This window comes from Cupriavidus sp. 05N40 (assembly GCF_056397305.1).
The window spans coordinates 1-23,453 of sequence record NZ_JBFTND010000022.1 but is presented as its reverse complement, the minus strand read 5'-3'; the positions used below and the strand labels follow the sequence as shown (position 1 = coordinate 23,453).

Below are 23,453 nucleotides of genomic sequence, written 5' to 3'. Positions count from 1 at the left end.
CCGGCGCTCGCGCCGGCCGGGGGCACGCCTATTTGCCGACGAGCGGGCAGGTGCTGGCGCTGAGCGGACGGAAGGCTTCGCTTGCGGGAATCACGCTCTTGATCTTGTAGTAGTCCCACGGCCGCCTGGACTCTTGCGGCCGTTTCACCTCGACCAGGTACATGTCGTGGACCATCAGGCCATCGGCGCGTATCTTGCCGTCCCTGGCGAAGAAGTCGTTGACGGGCGTCTCCCGCATCCTGGCCAGCACCGCATCGCTGTCGTCGCTGCGCGCGGCCTGGACGGCCTTGAGATAGTGCATCGTCGAGGAATAGACCCCGGCCTGGACGAGGGTTGGCATCCGCTTCGTCTTCTCGAAGAAGCGCTGGGACCAGGCCCGCGTGGCGTCGTCGCGATCCCAGTAGAACGCGGTCGTCAGCGTCATGCCTTGCGCGGCGGGAAGCCCCAGGCTGTGGATGTCGCTGATGAACATGTGCAGCCCGGCCAGCTTCTGCTTGCCTGTGGCGTTGATGCCAAAATCCCTTGCCGTCTTGATGGCGTTGACGGTGTCGGCTCCCGCGTTGGCAAGGCCGATCACCTTCGCGCCGGACGCCTGGGCCTGGAGCAGGTAGGACGACAGGTCGGCGGAATTGATCGGGTGCCTGGCCTTGCCCGCCATCTTGCCGCCGACGCTGCCCAGCGCGTCGGTCGCATCCTTCTCGAGCGATGCGCCGAGGGCATAGTCGACGGTCAGGAAGTACCAGCTGTTGTCCCCGCCCTTTGTCAGCGCCTTGACGGTGTTGGCGGCGAATGCATAGGTGTCGTACGAATACTGGATCGTATAGGCAGAGCAGTCTTCGTTGCTCAGCCGGGTCGTGCCGGCGCCGCTCGCGATGACGATCTTGTGCTTGACCTTGCCCAGGTTGGACACCGCCAGCGCCACCGACGACGGCAGCGCGTCCTGGATGATGTCGACCTTCTGGTTGTCGAACCAGCCGCGGGCGATGGTCGCGGCGACGTCCGTCTTGTTCTGGTGATCGGCGTGGACCACCTGGACCGGCGCGCCCAGCACCGTGCCCCCGAAATCCTCCACGGCCATTTGCGCCGCCACGACCGACCCTTTGCCGCCGATATCGGAGAATATCGATGACATGTCGGTCAGGACGCCGATCTTGACCACGCCGTCGCTGATCCGGGCTGGCTCCGCCGCTCCCACGGGGGCGGCACAAACAGTGGCGCTGGCCAGGATGGCCGCACCGAAACGCATTGCAGGCATGATGTCTCCTCTGTGTTTTTTCGTTGCGTCTGGAATCGTCGCCGGTGCTTGCCTAGCGCCGGTCCTGCTGCAGCACCTTCTCCACACCCATGCCGATGGCCAGCAGCCTGCGGTCGGCCAGGTGGCGGCCGAACAGCATCAGGCCGACAGGCGCGTCTCCCGGCCGATGGCAAGGAACGGACAGCGAACACAGGTCGAGCATGTTGGCGATGGCGGGGTTGCGCAGTAGCAGCCGATTGGTCTTGAAGAACGCCTCGTCATCGTCGAGATCGGCGATGCGGGGAGCCACGATCGGCACGGTGGGCAGGACCACGGCGTCAAAGCCGGTCAGTTCCGCGTCCGCCTGCCGGCACAGCGCGGCCCGGCGCTTGAGCATGCGCAGGTAGTCGGCGGCACGCTGGCCGTCAGCCAGGCGGATGCGCGACAATACGCGGGGATCGTAGCGCCCGGCATGCGCTGCCATCAGGTCGCCATGCCAGGCGCTGGCTTCCGCTGCGACAAGCCCGCCGTCGGCGCCGATTTCGGCAAGACTGTTCCAGCTGTCGAACCAAACGTCCCGCAGCAATGCGCCCGCCGCCGAAAGCCGGCACAGGGCGCGTTTATACGTCTGCGCCACTTCGTCCGTCATGCCTTCGAGTACCAGCCCGGCCGGTACCGCCAGGCGCAGGCCTGCCACCGGCACCGGCTTCAGCGCAGCCAGGTCCTCGCCGGCCATCACGGCGTCGATGGCGGCGCAACACGCCACCGTGCTGGCCAGGCAGCCGACCGAGTCGTAGCTGGACGACAGGGGCACGGTGCCACGCAACGGCACGCGGCTCGCCGTGGGCTTGAAACCGGTGATGCCGCACAGGGCTGCCGGAATGCGGCAGGACCCGCCGGTATCCGAGCCTATCGCGGCAAGAGCCATGCCGTCGGTGACCGAGACCGCGGCCCCGGCGGACGATCCGCCCGGGATGCGTGCCGCGGAGCGGTCGAAGGGATTCCGCGGCGTGCCATAGTGCGGATTGATGCCGACGCCCGAGTAAGCGAATTCGCTCATGTTGGTGCGACCGACGAAGACGGCACCCGCCGCCCGCAGGCGCCCGATGGCGAGCGCATCGTGGCTGGCAGGCACTTCCGGCAACACGCGGGCGCCGGCCCGCGTGACATCGCCTTGCACGTCGAACAGATCCTTGACCGAGAGCGGCACGCCGGCGAGCGGGCCGGCAACGCCCTGCTCGCGCAGCATGTCGCAGGCCGCGGCCTGCTTTCGCGCCGCCATGCTGACGCCGTGCGGAAAGACCCGCCCGCCTTCGCCGGCGGGATTGCAGATCCGCTCGACGCACGATGCCAGCAAGGACTTTGCATTTGCGCCACCGCTCGCCAGCAGGTGCAGCGTCGCTTCCAGGGTCGGGGCCACGATCAGGCGGGGTCGAAGTAGTGGATTTCCAGCAGCATGCAGCCGCCGTCCGACTTGAACGGACCGTGGAATGCGCCGGGCGGACGGCAAGCGTAGGTGTTGGGCGCGAAGGCTTCGCCGCCCTCTCCGTTGACGTCGTTGCCGACGGTCAGGTCGCCGCTCACGAGATAGACTTCCTCCCAGTACTCGTGAACGAACGGCGAGGTAGTAAACACGCCGGGCTGGAAGCGCAGCAGGCGGGTACGGCTGCCGCTGCGGCCGCGCTCGTCGAGCGAGCCGGACAGGATCTTCTGCTGGATGCCCGAGGGATAGCCGTGCGGGACCTCCCAGCCGGATGCAAGGTCCAGGGAGTGGAACTCGTCGTGGAGTTTGTTGATCGCCATGTTGATCTCCGTAGGTGTGGTGATGGATAGCGCGAAGGGGACTGCGTTGAAGGTCAGCTCAGGCGGCCTGGGCCAGGCGGGCCAACTCGCCGTCGAGGGAATAGCTGCCCAGCATGTTGTCGACCAGATTCGCGGCACCCTTCCAGTCGTAGGTCCGGTAGGCATGCCCCTTGGTGACAAAGGAGGCGCCGGCGTAGAACATCTCGTACTGGTTGTGGCGCGACGCGAACTCTGAGCCGACCGCGTCCCATGCCAGCTTGAAGAACTTGACCCGCTCCTCGGGGCTGCAGGCGGGCGACTTCTGCGTCTTCGCAATGATTTCCGCCAGCGCGGGATTCGCGAAGTCATTGATGCTCGACGGCAGCATGATCATGCCGCCACCGGCCAGCTCGCGCAGCGTGCCGAGCACCTTTGCATAGAGCTGCTGGGTCAGGACCTGCGAGCCATACAGCATGCTGCGATCGGGAATGTAGTAGCCATTGTTGTTGACCTGCCCCTTGGCCTCCATGGCGTAGACCCACGCTTCGACCATCCCGGCCTCGGCGGCAAGCTGGCCGAGCATCTCCCTGACCTGCGGGAAGCTGTTCGTGCCGTTGACTTCGGTGATCTTGAGCGCGATCCCGACCAGGAAGCGCAGCTTCACCATCAGGCGAACCTGGCATTGATAGTTCTGGTAGCTGTGCGCCGGCGTGGCATGGAACTGCTTCGCGCACATCGCGACGTCGCCCGCGACGAAGATCCGCTCCCAGGGCACCTTCACATCGTCGAAGTAGAGAACGGCGTCGTTCTCGTCATAGCGGCTTGCCAGCGGGTTGTCGAAGACCGAGGTAGCGTTCTCCTCGTACGACTTGCGGGACATCACCTTCAGCCCCTTCGTGTTCATCGGCACGGCGAAGGACAGCGCGTACATGTCGTCGCCCTCGCGCAGCGGCTGGATGCAGCTGCAGAAGACCTCGTTGGCCATGATCCCGCTGGTGGCCAGCATCTTCGCGCCCCTGACCGTGATGCCCTCGGCGTCCTGGTCCACGATCCCGACGGCGAGATACTTGTCTTCCTGCTCATGTGCCGACTTGGACTGGTTCGCCTGCGGATTCACGATGACGTAGGTCAGGAACAGGTCGTTGTCGCGGGCGTACCTGTAGTAGTCGCGCAAGGCGCCGGCGCGTGCGGGGTCGGCCTGCTCGAACACGTCGATCCCCATATACATGCCCGATATGCAGGAGGCGACGTGGTCGGGAGAGSGGCCCATGAAGCCGTAGTGCAGCTCGGTCCAGGCCTCCAGCATCTGGCGGCGCTCGACCAGTTCGTTGTAGCTGGTCGGCAATTCCCAGATCCGGCTCACGCGCTTGTGCGTGCCCTCGGGCTGGAACGTCATCTTCCCGATGTTCTCCGGGCGCGCCTGGAAATCGTAGAGATTGGCGTAGCTGCGAATCGAGTTGCGGAACGCCGGGTGGCTCGTGACGTCGGTCACGCGCTTGCCGTCCAGATAGACCTCTCGGCCATCGCGCAGCATCTCGATGTGCTGGTTTCCGGTCTTAACCATGTCTTTTCTCCTGATTGCCTGCTTGCTGTGGATTCAGGCGGCTGCCGGGCTGCTCTCGAGTGCCCGGTACCTGCCGCCAAAGAAGATCAGGGGCCGGCCGTCATGCCGGGCCTGATAGCGGATCACCCGCCCGATGAAGATCACGTGATCGCCACCGTCATGCTGCGCATACGGCTCGCATTCGAAGGCGGCCAGGGCGTCGGGCAGGAGCACGTGGCCGCGGCTGTCGCGCGCCGAATAGTCGATGCCTTCCCACTTCCCGGAGTTCGCCTTCGCAAACCGGTTCGACATATCCTGCTGGGCCTCGGCGAGCACGTTGACCGCGTAGCGCGGCGCCGTGTATAGGTCCGCCAGGCTCAGGCAGCGGCGATCCACCGAGAACAGGACCAGAGGCGGATCGAGGGAAACCGAGTTGAACGACGCGACCGTGATGCCGACCGGCATCTCCTCCCTGGGCGCGGTGATCACCGCCACGCCCGTCGCGAACATTGCCAGCGCATTCCTGAAGCGGCGCTGCGCTTCGGCGTCGAAGCCGGTACCGACAGATGACTCAGACATCGCTACTCCTACACATGTTGTCGTTGCCTTGTTGCTTTGTTTATTACCTTTGTAAATTAGGTGTTATTGAATGCTATGCAACACTGCTATTCAAGTTGGTAAAAACCCTAGGAGGAGCGGGAGCGCGCTACGCTGGCGGACCGGATTTGCGCCGCAAAGCCTTGCTGCACAAGGGCTGGACGATCGTCTCCGGATTTCGGGTGACTGCAGGCGGACCACGCCAGGGCCATCCAACAACCCTACCGCCGGTGTGGCGCCAGCGCAGATGGAGCGCGCGCGGTGCTRGACTCCGCTCCACTTTCCCGCGCAGGGATCGCTCTTCCCTGCGACGCCAACCCATCAGCCGTCAGCGTAGAAGCAGCATGCACACAGCACCCAGGACCTATCCGATCTATATGGATTACAGTGCGACGACGCCTGTCGACAGACGGGTCGTCGATGAAATGGTGCCCTTCCTGCACCAGCATTTCGGCAATCCTGCTTCGCGCAGCCATGCCTACGGATGGCATGCCGAGGAAGCGGTGGAGACGGCACGCTCCCATGTGGCGGCACTGCTGAATGCCGATCCGCGGGAGATCGTCTGGACATCCGGCGCGACGGAAGGCAACAACCTCGCCATCAAGGGTGCGGCGCATTTCTATCGCGGCAAGGGAAGGCACATTGTCACCGTCAGGACCGAGCACAAGGCCGTGCTCGATACCTGCCGCGAACTCGAGAGGCAAGGATTCGAGGTAAGTTATCTCGAGGTGCAGGAAGACGGCCTGATCGATCTCGGCGCGCTGCGCGCTGCCTTGCGGCCGGATACGATCCTGGTGTCGGTGATGATGGTCAACAATGAGATCGGCGTCATCCAGCCGGTTGCGCAGATCGGCGAGATCTGCCGCGCGGCGGGCATCGTGTTCCATTGCGACGCGGTGCAGGCGGCGGGCAAGATCCCCATTGACCTCGCTGCGCTCAAGATCGATCTGCTCACCGTGACCGCGCACAAGGTCTATGGCCCCAAGGGGATCGGCGCGCTCTATGTGCGGCGCAAGCCCAGGATCCGCCTCGAGGCGCAGATCCACGGCGGCGGACATGAGCGCGGCATGCGCTCAGGCACCCTGCCGACGCACCAGATCGTGGGCATGGGCGAAGCGTTCAGGCTTGCGAGGGTGGAGCTTGCAGAAGAGGCAGGCCGCGTCGGGGCCTTGAGGGACAGGTTGCTGGCGGGGCTGACGCAACTCGACGAAGTCTATGTGAACGGGAGCCTGCGGCAGCGAATCCCGCACAACCTGAATATCAGCTTCAACTTCGTCGAAGGCGAATCCCTGATCATGGGCATCAAGGGTGTCGCCGTCTCTTCCGGATCCGCTTGCACCTCGGCCTCGCTCGAGCCATCGTTCGTGCTGCGTGCGCTCGGCCGCAGCGATGAGCTGGCGCACAGCTCGATTCGCTTCACGCTGGGCCGCTACACCACCGAGGCGGAAGTCGATGAAGTGATCCGGCTTGTCACCGCCACCGTTTCCAGGCTGCGCGAACTCAGCCCGCTCTGGGACATGCACCAGGAGGGTATCGATCTGCGCACCATCCAGTGGGCCGCGCACTGAAGCTGTCAGCGCTCCCTGGCGCCACCTCGCGCGGGCTGGACCGTTTGCCGGCGCGCCTGGAGGTGCTCGAGGTCAAGCGCGGCCCGGTCTCCGTTGGCGACGAGCCTGTCGACAACGGAGCACAAGACCTTGAATTCGGTGCGACTCACGCCGTCGAACAACACGTCGTTGATCTGCTGCTGCAGGGGCAACAGTTCATTGAGCAAGCGCGTGCCCGCGGCCGTGATGGTCAGGCGCATCTTGCGCTTGTCGTCGGGGTGGGCCTTCTTGTCGATCAGGCCCAGCTTCTTCAGCTTGCCGGTCTCGAGGGTGACGAAGGCGCCGCTGAGGTGAAGATGATCGGCCAGCTGGTTCACGGTCACCTCACCTTGCTGGGAGAGATGCGCAATGGACCGGATCAGCGAGTACTGGACCCCGGTCAGGCCAATCACGCTGCCGAAGCCGTCCCGCACCGAAAGCAGCCTTGCGGCGAATGGCAGCAGTCCGTTCACGAGATGACGGAACTCGACGTCAGAACCATCGACGAGGCACGCCGGATTGGTGATCGTCAGGGTTTTGTTTCCGGTAGTTGTCGCCACAGGCAATTGCTCCACATAGCTTTTCAAGCAAGCTTTGTGCCAAATTCTAGCAAACAACCCGGCTACGCGGCGGGAAGCTGCAGCGACAAGCCGGATTTCCGCCCTTCCGGGCGCCTCCATCCCTTCGCTGCTCAAGACATGCCATGAACCCGATCCCCTTGCATACCGCCAAGTCACTCCTGGAGACCTATGTCCGGGCCAAGGACAACAACCGCCCGGAACTGATCCATGAGGCCTTTGCGCAAGACGCTACGCTGACGATCTCGATCAACACCGATACGATCGCCTTTCCTGCGAAGACCGAGGGTGCACAGGGCATCGCCGCCACGCTCGTCACGGAGTTTGCCAAGACCTTCGATGCCTGCCGTACCTACTACGTCGCCGACGAACTCGCCCTGGTGGGAGACAGCATTGTTGTCCCCTGGCTGGTGGCAATGCGCGAAACCGCCGCCAACGTTCTCCGGCTTGGCAAGGGCTACTACCGCTGGGGCTTTGCGCAGGCCGATGGCCCGGCGCGCATCGCCAGCCTGCACATACATATCGAGCGGATGGACTCGGTGGCCGATCCGATGGCGGCCACGCTGGCGGCCCTGCAGGCAGGATTGACCTACCCCTGGCTTCCCGCGGATGAACTGAAAACAGAAATCAACCGGCTCGTGGCGGCAAAGCCGTCGCTCGCTTTCCTGCAGGCCTTTGCCGAGCCAGTGCCGCTGCCCTGACACGACACTGGCGCGGGCTCTATCGCGGATGGCCACAGGTTCGGCGCCAGGCCTTCAATTTCCCAGGGTACTGGTGTAATAGCCAAGTCGCGCTTCGACGTCGGCATTCTCCTGCAGGCCGAGCTTCAGCAACTCGCCTACCTTTCTCTGGGCCTGCGGACGACCCACCGATGTAATGAAAGCATCCCATTCGAGGCGAATCTCGGCGTCGGGCGGCAAGCTGGCGATGTCGACCAGGCGCTTGGTGTCGGCAATGGCTTGCTTGTCGAACGAGGCGATCCGCAAGGCGAGCGCTTCCACAAAGGCGTCCAGTTCGGAATCCGGCAACGAGCGATTCACGTAGCCATATCTCTCCGCGAGGTCGCCGTCGATATCGTCGGCCCCCAGCAGCACCTCAAGGGCGCGCCCTCGTCCCATCAGGCGAGGCAACCGTGCCATCGGGCCGCCACCGGGAACAAGCGCGGCGCCGACCTCCCACTGCGAAAGGATGGCCTTTTCCCGACTCGCGAAGCGCATGTCGCTGGCGAGCGACAACTCGCTGCCCACGCCAGTCGCCCGTCCGCGAATAGACGCGATCGACACGACCGGGGCGCGACTCAGGCGCACCAGCATATCCGGCAGCGGGTGCATGCCCGTTGGCCCGGGCGCCATGCTTGTCGACTCTTCAAGATCGCGGGTGAAGTCATAGTGCGTCAGGAAAAAACCCGGCACGGCACTTTCGAAAACGACGACCTTGACGTCCTTGTCCGATTCCAGCGCAGTGATGACTTCATTCAATTGCGGGATGCTATCYGGCCCGAAAATATTGAAAGGAGGATGATTGAGCGTGACTCTCCAGTATTCTGGCGTACGGCATTCCATAAAGATCTGCCGGTCTTTATTTGTCTTAGACATTTGGGATCCTTGGTTGCGGCAAGTGACGCTATACCACCATCATCGCCTCCATAAACCAATCGCGAGAGCCGACGGCACCGCCGGAAACGCACGCGGGCCGGCCTTTTCGAGGACGCTCCTTGAACAGGCTCGCCGCTATCTGGCTCCTTAGTATAGGCAAGGAGAGCAAGATCCAGCGTCGCGCGACGCGGGCGGCATTGTCCGGGCAAACCCCGTCCACGCAACAATAAATAGAATATTAATTGTCAATTCATAAATATTGATTTATTGAACGTAACCGAATCATAAAGATACCGCTTCGTCATAATTTCCAATTCCATCACCATCCGTTTTTTGATYGCGCCGTACCCTGCTGCTAAGATGAAGAGCGCATCGGCCGCCCGGCAAGGAGGGGGCGATGGACGAAAAGGGGGCGCCGTGGCTTCAGGCCGGAGGCGGCGCCCGCCGTCCCGGCGGGGTAACGCAGTCCCGGCCCAAGGAGCACGATGATGAAGATTCTGATGGTACTGACCTCCCACGATCAGTTGGGAAATACGGGGAAGAAGACTGGATTCTGGCTCGAAGAGTTTGTCGCCCCTTACTACACATTCCTCGACGCGGGAGTAACGATCACGGTTGCTTCTCCCAAGGGTGGCCAGCCGCCGCTCGATCCGAAGAGCGACGAGCCCGAGGGCCAGACCGAACTGACAAAGCGATTCAAGGAAGACACGGCTGCGCAGGCGGTCCTCGCCAGCACGGTCAAGCTCGCCGGCGTGAAGGCCGATGACTATGACGCGGTCTTCTATCCGGGCGGCCACGGTCCGATGTGGGACCTGACCGAAGACAAGAACTCGATCGCATTGATCGAGGCGTTCTACAACGCCGGAAAGCCGGTGGCGACAGTCTGCCATGCCCCCGCCGTCCTGCACCGCGTCGTTATCGACGGCCAGCCGATCGTGAAGGGYCGGCGCGTAACGGGTTTCACCAATACGGAGGAAGAGGCAGTCCAGCTGACCAAGGTCGTCCCGTTTCTTGTCGAGGATGAACTCAAGCGGCTCGGCGGCCTGTTCGAGAAGGTGGACGATTGGCAGAGCTTTGCGATCGTCGACGGCCTCTTGATTACCGGTCAGAATCCCGCCTCATCCACGGCCACTGCGCAGAAGCTGCTGACGCTTCTCGGCTGAGTGAAGCCGGTTTGCACAAGGCCTCGCGCAAGGCGGCCTGGCCGTGCGCGACGCGATGCACGATCGACGAGATCCGCCGCGGGCTCCCAGGGAGGCCGCCCGCGGCAGCTGTTGAACCGACTTCACCAACCCGCCAACACTTGGCCGCGGGCCCTTCTCAAGGAGTCATCATGAAGCTGGAAAAAGCTATCTACACCGCCCATGCCACCGCCACCGGAGGGCGCGATGGCCGCGCTGCATCGTCGGACGGCCTGCTCGACGTGAAGCTCGCGCTGCCCAAGGAAATGGGTGGCGCCGGCAATGGCGTCAATCCCGAACAACTGTTTGCTGCCGGCTACTCTGCCTGCTTTATCGGGGCCATGCGTTTCGTAGCCGGACAGCAGAAGATCACGCTGCCGGCCGATACCTCGATCGAAGGCGCGGTCGGCATCGGCCCGATCCCGCAAGGCTTCGCCATCCAGGTCGAACTGAAGATTTCGATTCCGGGATTCGATCGCGCCGAGGCCGAGAAGCTGGTCGAGCAAGCCCATCAGGTCTGCCCCTATTCGAATGCCACTCGCGGCAATATCGACGTGACCCTGACGCTGGTCTAGGGGGCCGGCACGCCGCGCGCGCCAAGCGATCGCATGCCGGTGGCAACCGGCCCGGTCGTGGCCGCCCGGTCCGGTGCCTGGCGGCGGCCACTGCCGGTGCCAGGCAGGCGGAAGAACGCCACCGCTTCATCCAGGTCCCGGCCCTGATCCTGCAACGCGCGCGATGCGCTGGCGGCCTGCTCGACCATGGCTGCGTTCTGCTGCGTGACCTGGTCCATCTGCGAGATCGCGGTGTTGACCTGCTCGATGCCGCGGCTTTGCTCCTGCGCCGCGCCGGCAATTTCCTCCACGATGCCGCTGACGCGCGCCACGGCCTGGGTCACCGATGCCATGGTCCGCCCTGCTTCGCCGGCGAGCGTCGAGCCGTCCTCGATCTGCCGCATCGAACCTGAAATCAGTTCCTTGATCTCCTTGGCTGCGCCGGACGAGCGCTGGGCCAGGCTGCGCACTTCGCTGGCCACCACCGCGAACCCGCGGCCCTGCTCGCCTGCGCGCGCGGCTTCCACCGCCGCGTTGAGCGCCAGGATATTGGTCTGGAAGGCGATCCCCTCGATCATGCCGGTAATGTCGGCGATCTTGCTGGAACTGGCGCTGATGCCTTGCATGGTATCGACTACCCGGCCCACCGCCACGCTGCCGCTCTGGGCAATATCGGCGGCTTCGCGGGCGAGGTCGTTGGCCTGCCTGGCGTTCTCGCTGCTCAGGCGTACCGTGGTGGTCAGCTCTTCCATGCTGGCGGCGGTTTCTTCGAGCGAGGCCGCCTGCTCTTCAGTGCGGCGGCTCAGGTCCGCGTTGCCCGCGGCGATCTCCGCCGAGGCCCCGGCAATGCTGCCGCAGCCTTGGCGCACGCGCGAGACGATCTCGATCAGGCGTTCGTTCATGTCGCCCAGCGACGACAACAGGCGGCCGGCCTCGTCCTGCGAGGTGGCCACGATCTTGCTTCCGAGGTCGCCGCGGGCTACCGTCTGCGCCACCCCGACGGCCAGTTGCAGCGGGCCGGTGATCGCACGGGCGAGCAACAGCCCGCCCGCGGCGGCCAGGACCACGGCGCCAATCGACATGGCGATCAACAGGTTGCGCTGCGCCAGATAGTCCTCTCCCAGCCGCTGCACGGTTTCGGCCTGGCGTGCGGCGGTGAATTGTGTATAGGCATCGGTGGCCTGGACCAGCGCCGCGAGCAGGGGCCGGCATTCTGCATTCATCTTGAGGATGGCTTCGTCACGCTTGCCGGCAAGCGCCAGGCCGACGATGTCCGTGGCCACCGGCCCGTAGCGCGTTTCGATGCTGTCGATATCGCGCACCAGTTTGCGCGCGCCTTCGCTGGCGTCGCTGGCCTGGACCATCTCCTTGAGCCGCGCCAGGTGCGCCTTCACGTCATCGTGCGCGCGCAGCGCCTCGGTCTTCTCGATGGCGATATCCTCGGGCCTGGTCACCAGCACGAGGTTGCGCGCGGCAATGGCGCGGCGGTCGACGGCGGTGCGCACCTGCGCGGCCATCTCCGCGCGCGCATTCATGCCGTGCAGATAGCGGGTGAAGCCTTCGGTGGTCTGGCTCAGCGCGCGCAGCGAGAGCGCGGCGACGGCCAGTGTGATGATGGCGAGCAGGCTGAAGCCGAGCAGGAGCTTGCGCTTGATGGACAGGCTGTTGAACTTCACGGTGATCCCCTCTTGTCCCGTCAGGACATTGGCGCTGCGGATTGGTCCAAGGTTTCTGCTTTGAATCGCCAAGGCGAACCGCTGCCATCCCGTTCCCGCTTGCCCGTCTTTTGTGGTGTGGGCGATCATCGTCTACGCGTCGCTCTTCGGCTCATGCGTGTGCAGCCCGGCGCCGCATGCATGCGGCGCCGGGCTGCAAAGCGGCTAACGGCAGAAGTCGGGAATACTCACCCCCTACCAAAGTGGGGATAGATTTTCGTGAGCGCGCGACCAGGCGGCGCAATCGCCACAGCTCCCGCGCGCTGAAGCATGCCGGCATCGGCGCCGGGGCAAGAGCTGGAATCGGGCAGGCATGCCCGCGCCGGGGATCAGGAAAATGCCGTTTCCGCTAGCGCCGCCGGGTTGAGAGAAGGCGCGCAGCCGTGGGCCAGCGCCGCAACGGCATCGAGGCAAGACATGGCCTGGCGGATGATGCGCGTCTCATGACCGATGCCGCGCGCGGCATCGACTGCCAGCCTGGCGCTCATGCACAGCCGCAGGGCGCTGACCGGAACGCCCGCCTGGTGGCCACAATCCACCGGCTGGCCAAGCTGGCAGGCGCCGCTACCAGACGCCGGCATCTGCAACTGGCGATAGACGGCGGCGGTCTCGTCCCGGCTGAGCGGAGCCCTGCCGCCATGCGAGACGGGCCGGTACAGCAGGAAAGGGTGGATGGTCTGGATACCGTCCCAGCTCGACGGACTGTCCAGCGCGGCGCGGTCCAGCGCCGGTACATCGAGGGCGGCAAAGGCCGGATCGTGGTGCAGCCGTTGCCCGACGGCGTCGGCAAAGCGCCGCAGGATGCCTTCGACCTGCGAGGCGCTTACCGCCCGGAACGCGCGCAACTCATGGACCGCCGCCTGCCAGCGCAGCAGCAGGCCGAAATTGGCGAAGGATCCCAGGGCCTGCGCGCAGGCCCAGTCCTGCGGCCATTCCTCGCGCGCGGAGTAGATACGAAGCTGGGCAGGCACGCCGCGCTGGCGCAGCTTGCCGCCAATCTCCGCTGGCAGCAGCAAGGCGCCGGAGAACGAGGGTCCCGTGAGGAACTTGGAGCCGGTCAGCGCCACCATGAAGCCACTGCGCAGGTAGGCCTGGATGGTGCGTGGTTCAAGGCGGAACTGGCAGGCATCGACCAGCACCTGCACCACCGACGGCCAGCGGCGCCGCAGCCGCATGACGCACGAGATGCCCGGCGCGATGCAGCCGGTCTTGGAGACATCGATCAGCACCAGCAGCACATGGCGCCCGTTACGCGCGGCCTGGCCGACCAGCGCCTCGATTTCCGCGTCGACCATGGCCGCATCCCGCAGGGTTCCGTCGGCATTGCGGATCGGCACATCGAGGATATCGCTGGCGCAGGACTGGCCGAGGGACTCGCCCGGGATGGTGGTACGGCCCAGGGCGTTATACGTGCTGAAGTGCTGCCCGGCGAGCGCCGCGGGCACACCGCTGCCACTTTCGGCCGCGCCCGCCATGATCACCAGCGGCCTGGCGGGCGCGCCATCGCCAGCGCGGTCGCCGTCCCCCGTCACGCGCGCGGCTACCCGCGCGGCAAGCAGGTGCACATCGGTGCCCGACGCCGAGAAAACGAGCCCGGGGTCCTGCGCCTGGTCGATGCCGCACAGTGCCAGCACCTCGCTGCGCAGCCGGTCCATCTCGCGGCGATAAAGCTCGGCCGGCGTCTGGTGCGCCAGCGCGGCGGCGAGCCGGCCGCGCAGTTCGTCGACCACGGCGAACGCCGCCGGCGAGATTCCCGAAGACGTGGACGAGCCGAACGCAGCGAGGTCCGCGCAGGCGAGCGGCTCGCAACCGTACTTGTTGCGGCCTGTGGCGGGGTCCAGCGCGATGCGGTGATCGCCGCCGCTGACCAGCAGCTCAGCCGTCGATGGCAGCGGCATCGGCAGCGTGCGTTCGACCGGCATGCTCGGTCTGGCTGGCATTGATCAGCATGGCCCGGAATGCAGCGAAGATCTTGTGCATTTGCGGCTGCTTGTAGGGAAAGAGGTCGACCGGGTCGATGTCGTGCACGACCATGGCCGTGTCCGCCTCGAACACCAGCAACTCGCCGTCCTGCGTCTCGGCGCAATCCAGGCCGACATAGTCGAGATCCAGGCGCGCCTGGATCAGTGCCAGGGCATCCTTGTGGCGCAGCGCGAAGGTGTGGTCGAAGTCGCGCATGATCGCCGCTTCCTCCTCCCGCTTGACGGCGCTCTCGGCCATGCCGGCATTCAGGTAGTGGATCATCCAGTGCTCGGAAATGCCCACGTGGCACACATAGGGACGCCCCTCGATCAGCACGAGCCGGTATTTGCGGAACAGTCCGTCCGCGTTCCGGTAGTCGATGAAGCGCGACACATAGAAGGCCGGCTCGCCGGACTGCGCCAGGTAAGCGGCCAGCTCGGCCGCGTCGCCGAGCTTTTCCAGCCCCTTGCCGGCATGGGAGCCGAGCGGCCGGACGATGATCGGGAATCCACCTTCGCCCAGCACCGATACGATCGTGGCTTGCTCCCCGGCCACGGCCGCCAGCACCTCGCGGTCCACGCGCAGCGTGGGCGGCATGCAGATGCCCGGTGCCGACGCCAGCGCCGATGCGGCCCGGTCGCGCGACAGCCGCTGCAGGCGATCCGGCAGGTTCAGCACGGGGCGCGGCCAGATCGCGGCGAGCGCGCGGAGTTGCTCCAGCACGGGCTGGGTGCGGTCCGATTCGCCAACGGCAATGAAAAGCACATCGTGCTCCGGCACGGCCTGCGGCAGCGGTTCTTCCGGGGTGACGTACAGCACGTCGAGCGCCACGTCGGAGTTGCCCAGCAGGCATTCCAGCGGCGTGTTCGCCATCAGGTCGCCTGACACCATGATGGCCAGCACGCGCAGGCCAACGGCGCCATCGCGCAGCGTCGGCAGGTGATAGAGCTGCCGCGTCTGCAGCGCCTCGGCCTGGATGGTCATGGCAAGCGCATGATCGCCGAGCAGCTGCAGGACCAGCGAGAGATCCATCAGCGCATTGGCGTCATCCGGCTGCGACTGCAGATGGTTGATCAGCTTCGCGCCGAGGGGGCGCAGGTCTTCATTCTGATGGGCGGCGCGCAGCAGGTGGCGCAGGCCGATCAGCGTGTCCCGGGCCGGCGTGGCGGTTGCGGAATCGTGGATGGCGTTCACGTTCATTGTGTTAGATCGCTGACTTCAGGCACGGATGTCGAAGCGCTCAGCGCCTTGCCGAGTGCGAGGGTCGCGCCAAGCAGGGCATCGATATCCTGCGAGGTGCTGCGATGGTTGAACAAGGCAACCCGGATCGCGAAGCGCCCGTCGAGCATCGTCGACGAAGGCGCGGCGAGGCCGGATTCCTGCAAGGCGACGACCAGATCGCGATTGACCTGGTCGATGGCGCCGCTCGCCGCGGGCCCGGTGCCGGTGAAGCGGAAGCAGACGATATTGAGCGATACCGGCGCCAGCAGCTCCAGCTCCGGCTCGGCACGGATGCGGCGCGCGAGTTCCTGCGCCARTGCGCACGTATGCGCGATCATGCCGCCCAGCCGCTCGGTGCCGTAGACCTTGATCGTGAACCAGGTCTTCAGGGCGCGAAAGCCGCGCGAGAGATCCGGGCCGAAGTCGCACGGCCAGGGCGAGCCGGCCGCCATGCCGCGCTCGCCGCGGCTGAGATAGGTGCCTTCGTGCGTGGCAAAGGTGCGCAGGTGCAATTGCCGGTCCCGGACCACGAAAAAGCCGGCGTCATAGGGGACTTGCAGCCACTTGTGGAAATCGAAGGCGATCGAGTCCGCCTGCTCGATGCCACGCAGGCGCGGGGCAAGCTGGGGACACAGCATGGCAAGTGCGCCAAAGGCGCCGTCGACATGGAAGTGCAGTTGCTCCCGGCGTGCCATGCGAGCGATGCCGGCCAGGTCGTCGATGGCACCGGTATCGACCGTGCCGGCGGTGCCGACGACGAGGAATGGCGAGAAGCCGGCAGCACGGTCCACCGCGATGGCGGCGGCGAGGCGGGCCAGATCCATGCGCCCTTGATCGTCGACGGGAATCGAGCGCAGATTGTCTTTCCCCAGGCCGGCCAGGTCCATGCCTTGCGCGATGCAGCCGTGCGCCCGCGCGGAGGTATAGGCGGTAAGGCGGCACGCTGCCTGCGCCACGCCGCTCGCGCGCACCTCGCCACCGAGTGCCCGGGTCCTGGCGGCCAGCACGCCGCACAGGTTGGCCATGGAGGAGCCGGTCAGGAACAGGCCGCTGGCATCCTGGGGAAAGCCGAACAGCTCGATCACCCAGCGCAGCACCTGCCACTCCACCTCGACCGGGATGTGGTCGCGGCCACCGAGGTTGGCATTGAGCCCGGCCGCGAGCATTTCCGCCAGCATGCCGACCGGGGTGCCGCCGCCATGCACCCAGCCCATGAAGCCGGGATGCGCATTGCCCACGGCATAAGGCAGGATGCTGTCCATGAAGGTCTGGTGCACCCGCTCCAGCCCGCTTCCCTCGCGCGGCAAGGGCTCGCGGAAGCGCTCGCGCACCGCGTCGGGGATCGGCTGCCAGACCGGCCGCTCGCGAATGCCCTGGAGGTAGTCCAGCATATCGTCGAGCATGCTGTGGCCCTGCGCCCTCAGCGCGCTCCAGTCGACAGGGTCGAGGCTGGCGCGGGCTGGCTGCCGGCTGCCCTCGGGGGTTGGTGTTGACATGGCTGATGGCTGTCCGGAAAACGCTGCGTCCCAAGGCGAGGTGCTTTGCGCGGCCTCGCTTGCGGGACATTGTGGCGGGGATCATAGCGCCGGGCCGCCGGCCCGTTCTGACGAGGATGGCGGGTTTCCTGCCCTATTTCTCTGCCAAGCCAGGGGCCCGCCGTGGGTATCCGGCTCCGCCCGGGGCGCGGGCCGGCCCCGCTGCCGGCCCGCGCCGGCACCCCGGGGACCGAAAAACAACACTGCGGCCCCGCCTTACCACAATCCGATCGATTGCGGGCACCGCCGTGCGCGACGATAATTGTGCAATCAAGTATCGCAGGCAACGCTCGCGCCTCCCGTCGGCACTCCCCCACTTCCCATGCAGACACACCAAGGCCTCCCCCACCCCCAACGCGGCTGGGCCATCCTCACCGTGTTTTGCGGCCTCATCATGGCCGTGCTCGACGGCTCGATCGCCAATATCGCACTGCCATCGATCTCCCGCGAGCTGGCGGCAGACCCGAGCAGCACCATCTGGGTGGTCAACGCCTACCAGCTCACCGTCACGGTATGCCTGCTGCCGCTGTCCTCGCTCGGCGACATCCTTGGCTACAAGCGGGTGTACCGCGCGGGGCTGGCGATCTTCCTGCTCGGATCGCTGCTGTGCGCGCTGTCGCCGAACCTGCCCGTGCTGGTGGCGGCGCGCGTGCTGCAGGGCGTGGGCGGCGCCGGCATCATGAGCGTGAACACGGCGCTGGTGCGCTTTATCTATCCGCCCACCAAGCTCGGCCGCGGCATCGGGCTGAATGCGCTGGTGGTGGGCATCACCATCGCCGTGGGCCCGTCGGTGGGCGCACTGATCCTGTCCATCGCGAGCTGGCCGTGGCTGTTCGCCATCAACGTGCCGGTGGCGGTGTTCGCCCTCGTGCTGGCACGCAGCGCGCTGCCGGCCACGCCGCCCCAGCCGCATGGCTTCGACTATCGCAGCGCGCTGCTGTCGGCAGTGGTATTCGCGCTGTTCATCCTGAGCGTCGACGGCGCCGGCCACGCCAGCCTGCGTCCTGCGGCGGCGGCCGGACTGGTGGCCGCCGCGCTGCTGGGCTTGGGGCTGGTGCGCATGCAGCGCGGCAAGCCGGCGCCGCTGGTGCCGGTGGACCTGTTCCGCAACCGCGCCTTCACGCTGGCCGTGGGTACCTCGTTCTGCTCCTTCATGGCGCAGATGCTGGCCTTCGTGGCGCTGCCGTTCTACCTGGAATACCAGCTGGGCCGCTCGCTGCACGAGACCGGGCTGCTGATCACGCCGTGGCCGCTGATGGTGGCGATCATGGCACCCTTGTCGGGTCGCCTGTCGGACCGCTATCCCGCCAGCATCCTGGCCGGAGTCGGGCTGGCGCTGCTCGGCAGCGGGCTGGTCGGCCTGGCCTTGCTCGGCCCCGACGCATCGAGCTTCGGCATCGGCTGGCGCATGGCGATGTGCGGGCTGGGCTTCGGGCTGTTCCAGTCGCCCAACAACCGCGCCATGATCGGCGCCACGCCGCCCGCGCGCAGCGGCGGCGCCAGCGGCGCGCAGGCCACCACGCGGCTGCTGGGGCAGACCACCGGCACCGCGGTGGTCGCACTGCTGTTCAGCGTGGACCAGACCGGCGCGGCAAGGCTGGCCTTGTATGTGGCGGCGACGGTGGCCACGGTGGGCGCGGTGGTGAGCTTCAGCCGGCTGCGCAGCGGCAGTGGCTCCCAGGCGCGGGGCGCGGCCGAAGCGGATATCTGACGCCCGGCCGGCGCCCTGCACCGGGATCCCGCCGGCTTGCTCCCCTCCCCCGCAGCGCCCGCTGCGGGAGAGGGGAAGCCTTACACCGCCAGGCCAGCCCCGACTGTGCGCTCCGGGGCGATCACTCCGCCTTGGCCCCCGACTCCTTCACCACCCTCGCCCACTTCGCGATCTCGGCGCGCTGGTAGCTTGCCAGCGTTTCCGGCGTGCCTAGGATCGGGTCCAGTCCCAGGGTCTTGAGCTTGGCCTGGACGTCGGGCAGCGTGTAGATACGGTTGAGTTCGGCGTTGAGCTTGGCGACCACATCCTTGGGCGTGTTGGCCGGCGCGAAGATGGCGAACCAGGAATCGGCCTCGAAGCCCGGCAATCCCTGCTCGGCCAGCGTGGGGATGTCCGGGGCCGAAGGCGAGCGCTTGGCGCTGGTGACGCCCAAGGCCCGCAGCTTGCCTTCCTTGACCACCGGCAGCGCCGACGGCAGGTTGTCGAACATCATCGTGATATGGCCGCCGAGCAGGTCGGGGATGGCCATGGCGCGGCCTTTGTACGGCACGTGGGTGATCTTCACGCCGGCCATCGAATTGAACAGTTCGCCCGCCACGTGCAGCGAAGTGCCGACGCCTGGCGTGCCGAAGGTGAGGCCGCCCGGCTTGGCCTTGGCCAGCGCGATGAGTTCCTGCACGTTCCTGGCCGGCACCGCGGGGTTGACCACGAGCACGTTGGGCGTGGACGCGACCAGGATCACCGGCACGAAGTCCTTCACCATGTCGTACGGCATCCTGGCGTAGAGCGCGCCGTTGATCGAGTGCGTGCCCACCGTGCCCATGGCCAGCGTGTAGCCGTCGGGCGCGGCGTGCGCCACGGCCTCGCCGCCGATATTGCCGCCCGCACCCGGCTTGTTGTCGACCACCACCGGCTGGCCCCACGCGGGAGAAATCTTCTCGGAGAAGATCCGCGCCAGGATATCCGGCGCGCCGCCGCTGGGAAAGCCCACCACGATGCGGATCGGCTTGGAGGGATAGGTATCGGCCCGGGCCGATGACGCGGCCAGCGCGGTAAATGCGGCGCAGGCGGCCAGCATGGCCGCCGCGAATGGTTTGCTGCGCATTGATGTCTCCCTTTGCTTTTGCTTTTGCTTTTTCTTTTGCTTTGATCGGGTTATTGCCTGGGATGCCGCGCGGGGCGCGGCCATGCTCACACCACGGTGCCGCCGAACTCGGCCATCACCTTGTCGTGCAGGCGGCGCATGCCCTTGAGCCAGCGGTCGTAGTCCTGGCCCTTGCGCTGGTAGTACTCCAGCACTTCGGGATGCGGCAGGATCAGGAAGCGCTCCTCCTGCACGCCTGCCAGCGTGACCTGCGCCACATGCTCGGGCGTGACCGATCCCGCCTGCAGGAAGCCCTTGCGCGCCCCGTCCTCGCCGAACAGCATGTTGGTCTGCACGCCCTGCGGACAGATGCAACTGACCTTGATGCCGCGGTCGCCGTAGGTGATCGACAGCCACTCGGCAAAGCCGATGGCGGCATGCTTGGTCACGGCGTAGGGTGCCGAGCCGATCTGCGACAGCAGCCCCGCGGCCGATACGGTGTTGACGAAGTAGCCCTCGCCGCGCGCGAGCATCTGCGGCAGCACCGCGCGCGCGGCGTGGATGTGGGCCATCACGTTGATCTCCCAGATGCGCTGCCATTCCTCGGCGCTGGCGTCCAGGCCCTTGCGCAGGATGATGCCGGCGTTCGAGCAGAACACGTCCACCTGGCCGAAGCGCTCGGTGGCCGCATCCGCCAGCGCCTGCACCGCGGCGGCATCGGCCACGTCCGTGCGCTGCGCGAAGACCTTGCACGCGGGACTGGCCTGCGCCAGCTCCGCGGCCACCTTCTGCGCGCCCGCTTCGTCGAGGTCGGCCACGGCCACGCCGCGCGCGCCGCCCGCGGCGAAGGCCAGCGCCAGCGCACGTCCGATGCCGGTGGCGGCGCCCGTCACGATCACGGTCTTGTTGCGGATCTCCATCTTTGTCTCCTTTGTTTTCTTTGTCTGTAATGCCAGCTAGATGTACGGCTCACATGGCCGCGGGAATTCTGTGATTCTTGCTGTGATTCTTGCTGTGATTCTTGCTGTGATCCTTGCTGTGAGGGATGGCGGTGGATGCATGTCGATGCCGCTGCGATGATGCCTCGCTATCCCTGTCCTTGCCAGAGCCGCGCCTGCAGCGTCTCGGCCAGCTCGCGAATGCGCGGCCCGAGGTTGCCATCGAGAATCTCCGGCGTGAGCCGCGTGGCGGCGCCGCCGATATTGATGGCCAGCACCTCGGCGCCGCCTTCGAGCACCACCGGCGCGGCCGCGCCGCTCACGCTGCGGTCCCACTCCGCATGCGCGAGGCAGAAGCCGCGCCTGCCGTAGTCGCGCAGCGCGCGTTCGAGCTTGGTGCGGATAGGTGCCCAGCGGCTGCCGTAGAAATGCTCGAGGTCGGCCACCACGGCGGCGCGGCGCGGCGCTTCCAGCCCGGCCAGCCACGCACGTCCGATGGYCGAGGTGGCGGTGGGCAGGCGCGATCCCGGCGCCAGCCGCATCACCAGCGCGCCGCGCGGCTGGCAGACCTCCAGGTAGACCATCTCGTGCCGGTCGGCGGTGGCCAGCGCCACCGTGCAATCGGTGGCGAACGCGAGCGACTGCATCAGCGGCTGCGCGATCTCGCGGATGCGCGAGCCGGCCAGGTAGCGCTGCCCGAGCACCATAGCACCTTGCCCGAGGCGGTACTTCTCGAGCGACTCCGAATAGATCAGGTAGCCCAGGCTGGTGAGCGTGTAGGTCAGGCGCGAAACGGTCGGCCGCGGAATGCCGGCGCGCCGCGCGAGTTCGGCGTTGCCGAGGTAATCGTCATGCGGGCCGAAGGCGCGCAGCAGGTCCAGCCCGCGCGCCAGCGCGGTGACGAAGTTGCGGTCGTCGCGCGCCGCATCGGCGGGCGTGCCGGAAAACAGCACCGGCTGCGCATCGGCCGCATGGGTCGCATGCGTGGCGTGCGTGGCGTGCGCGGCTTGCGTGGCTTGCGTGGCTTGCGTGGCGCTGGCAGCGCCGGCAGGCGATGCGCAGGGCGACAGCGGGATCGACGAAGTGCGCTTCATGGGTGGCGGCGACACATGGCAACTGGCTGCGGAAGGACGCGCCCCGGGGCCGCGCCGGATGGCTGCGGACGCGGGCTGCGCCGGCTATTTCGCTGTGCGGAAGACTATTCCGTATTCCTTGACTGTGCCTCAGGCCGTATGCAACAGTCAATGAAAACGAACGATCGTGCTGGAACGTGCATATGCGTGCGAACGCATGGCGCCTTCACCGACACGACGACACCGGCAGCGGGGCCCGCCCCCGACCAGCCAAATCCGCATTGCACCGCATTGCACAGGAGACAAGACATGGACCACACCATCCGGCAAGCCGCACCACCGCCCGGCTGATCCCCGTATTTGCCCCATGAGCGGCCCGCGCCTCGCGCGCGGCGCCGCAGCTTCCGCGCATGCCGCCATGCGGCTTGCGTGCCTTCGTTCGCGATTTTTTTTGCGACTAGCCAAGAGGTAAGCCCGAGATGTTGTTTCTCCAACAAGTCCTGAACGGCCTCACGCTGGGCGGCGTGTATAGCCTGGTGGCGCTGGGCCTGACACTGGTCTACGGCATCCTGCACGTGCCCAATTTCGCGCACGGCGCGTTCTACATGGCCGGCGCCTATGTCTCGTACTACATGATGACGGCGCTCGGCATGAACTACTGGCTGGCGATGGGCGCCGCCGCGCTGGCGGTGGCAGCGCTGTCGATGCTGGCCGATCGCCTGGTGTTCCATCCGCTGCGCAACGCGCCCGAGTTGCACGACATGATCGCCGCCATCGGCATCATGCTGTTCCTCGAGGCCGGCGCGCAGGCGCTGTGGGGCGCGGACTTCAACCGCATGCCCACGCCCTACGGCCAGATGGTGGAAGTGTTCGGGCTCACCGCCCCCGCCCAGCGCCTGCTGATCATCGGCGCGGCTTTCGGCCTGATGGTGCTGCTGCACCTGTTCCTCACGCGCACCGTGACCGGCTCGACCATCGTGGCGATGGCGCAGAACCGCGAAGGCGCCGCGCTGGTGGGCATCGACGCGACCCGCGTCACCCTGCTGGTGTTCGCCATCTCGGGCGCGCTGGCCGCCATCGCCGCCACGCTGTACGCGCCGATCAACCTGGTCTACCCGAGCATGGGCAACCTGGTCATCACCAAGGCCTTCGTCATCATCATCCTCGGCGGCATGGGCAGCATTCCCGGGGCCATCGTGGGCGGGCTGATCATCGGCATGGCCGAGAGCTTCGGCGGCTTCTACGTCTCCACCGACTACAAGGACATCATCGCSTTCRTGCTGCTGGTGRYCATCCTGTCSATCCGCCCGCAGGGCCTGTTTGCCGGCAAGGCCGCTTAAGGAGCGCAACATGACCAATGCATTGCAAGGAAAAGCCGGCTGGGCACTGCTGCTGGCGCTGGCCGTCGCGTTCCCGCTGCTCACGCCCAACAGCTACTACCTGACGGTGATGACGCTGGCCTTCATCTACGCCATCGCCACGCTGGGGCTGAACCTGATCACCGGCTACACCGGCCAGCTCAACCTCGCGCACGGTGGCTTCATGGCAATCGGCGCCTACACGC

The 23,453-nt window shown here is 66.3% G+C and carries 21 protein-coding genes; 7 read left to right on the top strand and 14 right to left on the bottom strand.

Features of this window, described 5'->3' with window-relative positions; all coding sequences use genetic code 11:
* Window positions 1-28 precede the first annotated feature (28 nt).
* From AC1DO7_RS07555 to AC1DO7_RS07535, 5 genes are read right to left on the bottom strand one after another with little or no spacing between them, the layout of a single operon-like run.
* Window positions 29-1,255, bottom strand: a complete 1,227-nt coding sequence (locus tag AC1DO7_RS07555) for an ABC transporter substrate-binding protein (protein WP_441614690.1) — start codon at window positions 1,253-1,255, stop codon at window positions 29-31.
* Between the two features lie 52 nt (window positions 1,256-1,307).
* A complete protein-coding gene (locus AC1DO7_RS07550) occupies window positions 1,308-2,654 on the bottom strand; it encodes an amidase (protein WP_441614692.1) in 1,347 nt (448 codons plus the stop codon).
* A 2-nt stretch (window positions 2,655-2,656) separates the two neighbouring features.
* Complete coding sequence (locus AC1DO7_RS07545; protein ID WP_441614694.1) at window positions 2,657-3,037, bottom strand: cupin domain-containing protein; 381 nt, start codon at window positions 3,035-3,037, stop codon at window positions 2,657-2,659.
* A gap of 58 nt (window positions 3,038-3,095) precedes the next feature.
* On the bottom strand, window positions 3,096-4,580 hold the full coding sequence (locus AC1DO7_RS07540) for a 4-hydroxyphenylacetate 3-hydroxylase family protein (protein WP_477115956.1): 1,485 nt from the start codon (window positions 4,578-4,580) through the stop codon (window positions 3,096-3,098).
* Window positions 4,581-4,613: 33 nt separating this feature from the next.
* Window positions 4,614-5,138, bottom strand: coding sequence for a flavin reductase family protein (locus AC1DO7_RS07535; protein WP_441614698.1), 525 nt, complete (start codon window positions 5,136-5,138; stop codon window positions 4,614-4,616).
* 362 nt (window positions 5,139-5,500) lie between these two features.
* Here AC1DO7_RS07535 and AC1DO7_RS07530 point away from each other — a divergent pair, with 362 nt between their 5' ends.
* On the top strand, window positions 5,501-6,724 hold the full coding sequence (locus AC1DO7_RS07530) for an IscS subfamily cysteine desulfurase (protein WP_441614759.1): 1,224 nt from the start codon (window positions 5,501-5,503) through the stop codon (window positions 6,722-6,724).
* 5 nt (window positions 6,725-6,729) lie between these two features.
* Here AC1DO7_RS07530 and AC1DO7_RS07525 read toward each other — a convergent pair whose 3' ends face one another.
* Window positions 6,730-7,302, bottom strand: a complete 573-nt coding sequence (locus tag AC1DO7_RS07525; protein WP_441614761.1) for a MarR family winged helix-turn-helix transcriptional regulator — start codon at window positions 7,300-7,302, stop codon at window positions 6,730-6,732.
* Window positions 7,303-7,445: 143 nt separating this feature from the next.
* Between AC1DO7_RS07525 and AC1DO7_RS07520 the strand changes: the two genes are divergently transcribed.
* On the top strand, window positions 7,446-8,021 hold the full coding sequence (locus AC1DO7_RS07520; protein ID WP_441614700.1) for a hypothetical protein: 576 nt from the start codon (window positions 7,446-7,448) through the stop codon (window positions 8,019-8,021).
* Window positions 8,022-8,075: 54 nt separating this feature from the next.
* Here the strand turns inward: AC1DO7_RS07520 and AC1DO7_RS07515 are convergent, their stop codons facing one another.
* The gene (locus AC1DO7_RS07515; protein WP_441614702.1) at window positions 8,076-8,915 is read right to left on the bottom strand and encodes an enoyl-CoA hydratase/isomerase family protein; all 840 of its coding nucleotides are present in this window, start codon (window positions 8,913-8,915) and stop codon (window positions 8,076-8,078) included.
* Between the two features lie 488 nt (window positions 8,916-9,403).
* On the opposite strand from AC1DO7_RS07515, the gene AC1DO7_RS07510 reads away from it, so the two are divergent.
* Window positions 9,404-10,078 (top strand): type 1 glutamine amidotransferase domain-containing protein, encoded by a 675-nt coding sequence (locus tag AC1DO7_RS07510; RefSeq protein ID WP_441614763.1) that lies wholly within the window; start codon window positions 9,404-9,406, stop codon window positions 10,076-10,078.
* A 170-nt stretch (window positions 10,079-10,248) separates the two neighbouring features.
* Window positions 10,249-10,671 carry an organic hydroperoxide resistance protein gene (locus tag AC1DO7_RS07505; RefSeq protein WP_441614704.1) on the top strand — a complete coding sequence of 141 codons (423 nt, stop codon included), beginning with the start codon at window positions 10,249-10,251 and terminating at the stop codon, window positions 10,669-10,671.
* Here AC1DO7_RS07505 and AC1DO7_RS07500 read toward each other — a convergent pair.
* The 4 genes from AC1DO7_RS07500 to AC1DO7_RS07485 form a co-directional block, all read right to left on the bottom strand.
* Window positions 10,668-12,326 (bottom strand): methyl-accepting chemotaxis protein, encoded by a 1,659-nt coding sequence (locus tag AC1DO7_RS07500; RefSeq protein ID WP_441614706.1) that lies wholly within the window; start codon window positions 12,324-12,326, stop codon window positions 10,668-10,670. The two genes, AC1DO7_RS07505 and AC1DO7_RS07500, sit on opposite strands and share 4 nt — an antisense overlap.
* A gap of 368 nt (window positions 12,327-12,694) precedes the next feature.
* On the bottom strand, window positions 12,695-14,287 hold the full coding sequence (locus AC1DO7_RS07495; protein ID WP_441614708.1) for a hypothetical protein: 1,593 nt from the start codon (window positions 14,285-14,287) through the stop codon (window positions 12,695-12,697).
* On the bottom strand, window positions 14,241-15,527 hold the full coding sequence (locus AC1DO7_RS07490) for an ATP-grasp domain-containing protein (RefSeq protein WP_441614710.1): 1,287 nt from the start codon (window positions 15,525-15,527) through the stop codon (window positions 14,241-14,243). Before AC1DO7_RS07490 ends, AC1DO7_RS07495 begins: the two co-directional genes overlap by 47 nt.
* Window positions 15,524-17,044 (bottom strand): pyridoxal phosphate-dependent decarboxylase family protein, encoded by a 1,521-nt coding sequence (locus AC1DO7_RS07485; protein ID WP_441614712.1) that lies wholly within the window; start codon window positions 17,042-17,044, stop codon window positions 15,524-15,526. The genes AC1DO7_RS07490 and AC1DO7_RS07485 overlap by 4 nt, the downstream gene beginning before the upstream one ends.
* Before the next feature lie 361 nt (window positions 17,045-17,405).
* On the opposite strand from AC1DO7_RS07485, the gene AC1DO7_RS07480 reads away from it, so the two are divergent.
* Complete coding sequence (locus AC1DO7_RS07480) at window positions 17,406-18,794, top strand: MFS transporter (RefSeq protein ID WP_441614714.1); 1,389 nt, start codon at window positions 17,406-17,408, stop codon at window positions 18,792-18,794.
* A gap of 121 nt (window positions 18,795-18,915) precedes the next feature.
* Here the strand turns inward: AC1DO7_RS07480 and AC1DO7_RS07475 are convergent, their stop codons facing one another.
* The 3 genes from AC1DO7_RS07475 to AC1DO7_RS07465 form a co-directional block, all read right to left on the bottom strand.
* Complete coding sequence (locus tag AC1DO7_RS07475) at window positions 18,916-19,899, bottom strand: Bug family tripartite tricarboxylate transporter substrate binding protein (RefSeq protein ID WP_441614716.1); 984 nt, start codon at window positions 19,897-19,899, stop codon at window positions 18,916-18,918.
* Window positions 19,900-19,985: 86 nt separating this feature from the next.
* Window positions 19,986-20,798 carry an SDR family oxidoreductase gene (locus tag AC1DO7_RS07470; protein ID WP_441614718.1) on the bottom strand — a complete coding sequence of 271 codons (813 nt, stop codon included), beginning with the start codon at window positions 20,796-20,798 and terminating at the stop codon, window positions 19,986-19,988.
* A gap of 167 nt (window positions 20,799-20,965) precedes the next feature.
* Window positions 20,966-21,910: an IclR family transcriptional regulator gene (locus AC1DO7_RS07465; protein ID WP_477115955.1), complete on the bottom strand. Its 945-nt coding sequence runs from the start codon at window positions 21,908-21,910 to the stop codon at window positions 20,966-20,968.
* Window positions 21,911-22,368: 458 nt separating this feature from the next.
* Between AC1DO7_RS07465 and AC1DO7_RS07460 the strand changes: the two genes are divergently transcribed.
* Together AC1DO7_RS07460 and AC1DO7_RS07455 are read left to right on the top strand one after the other, a co-directional pair.
* A complete protein-coding gene (locus AC1DO7_RS07460) occupies window positions 22,369-23,229 on the top strand; it encodes a branched-chain amino acid ABC transporter permease (RefSeq protein WP_477115954.1) in 861 nt (286 codons plus the stop codon).
* 10 nt (window positions 23,230-23,239) lie between these two features.
* The coding region (locus AC1DO7_RS07455; protein ID WP_477115953.1) for an ABC transporter permease subunit at window positions 23,240-23,453 on the top strand (214 nt) is incomplete at its 3' end.

Excerpts from the sequence above, each read along its gene's own strand:
- AC1DO7_RS07490 (WP_441614710.1), bottom strand. The coding sequence starts at position 15,527 with ATGAACGTGAACGCCATCCACGATTCCGCAACCGCCACGCCGGCCCGG.
- AC1DO7_RS07475 (WP_441614716.1), bottom strand. The coding sequence starts at position 19,899 with ATGCGCAGCAAACCATTCGCGGCGGCCATGCTGGCCGCCTGCGCCGCA.
- AC1DO7_RS07545 (WP_441614694.1), bottom strand. The coding sequence starts at position 3,037 with ATGGCGATCAACAAACTCCACGACGAGTTCCACTCCCTGGACCTTGCA.
- AC1DO7_RS07555 (WP_441614690.1), bottom strand. The coding sequence starts at position 1,255 with ATGCCTGCAATGCGTTTCGGTGCGGCCATCCTGGCCAGCGCCACTGTT.
- AC1DO7_RS07495 (WP_441614708.1), bottom strand. The coding sequence starts at position 14,287 with ATGCCGGTCGAACGCACGCTGCCGATGCCGCTGCCATCGACGGCTGAG.
- AC1DO7_RS07530 (WP_441614759.1), top strand. The coding sequence starts at position 5,501 with ATGCACACAGCACCCAGGACCTATCCGATCTATATGGATTACAGTGCG.
- AC1DO7_RS07535 (WP_441614698.1), bottom strand. The coding sequence starts at position 5,138 with ATGTCTGAGTCATCTGTCGGTACCGGCTTCGACGCCGAAGCGCAGCGC.
- AC1DO7_RS07505 (WP_441614704.1), top strand. The coding sequence starts at position 10,249 with ATGAAGCTGGAAAAAGCTATCTACACCGCCCATGCCACCGCCACCGGA.
- AC1DO7_RS07480 (WP_441614714.1), top strand. The coding sequence starts at position 17,406 with ATGCAGACACACCAAGGCCTCCCCCACCCCCAACGCGGCTGGGCCATC.
- AC1DO7_RS07470 (WP_441614718.1), bottom strand. The coding sequence starts at position 20,798 with ATGGAGATCCGCAACAAGACCGTGATCGTGACGGGCGCCGCCACCGGC.
- AC1DO7_RS07520 (WP_441614700.1), top strand. The coding sequence starts at position 7,446 with ATGAACCCGATCCCCTTGCATACCGCCAAGTCACTCCTGGAGACCTAT.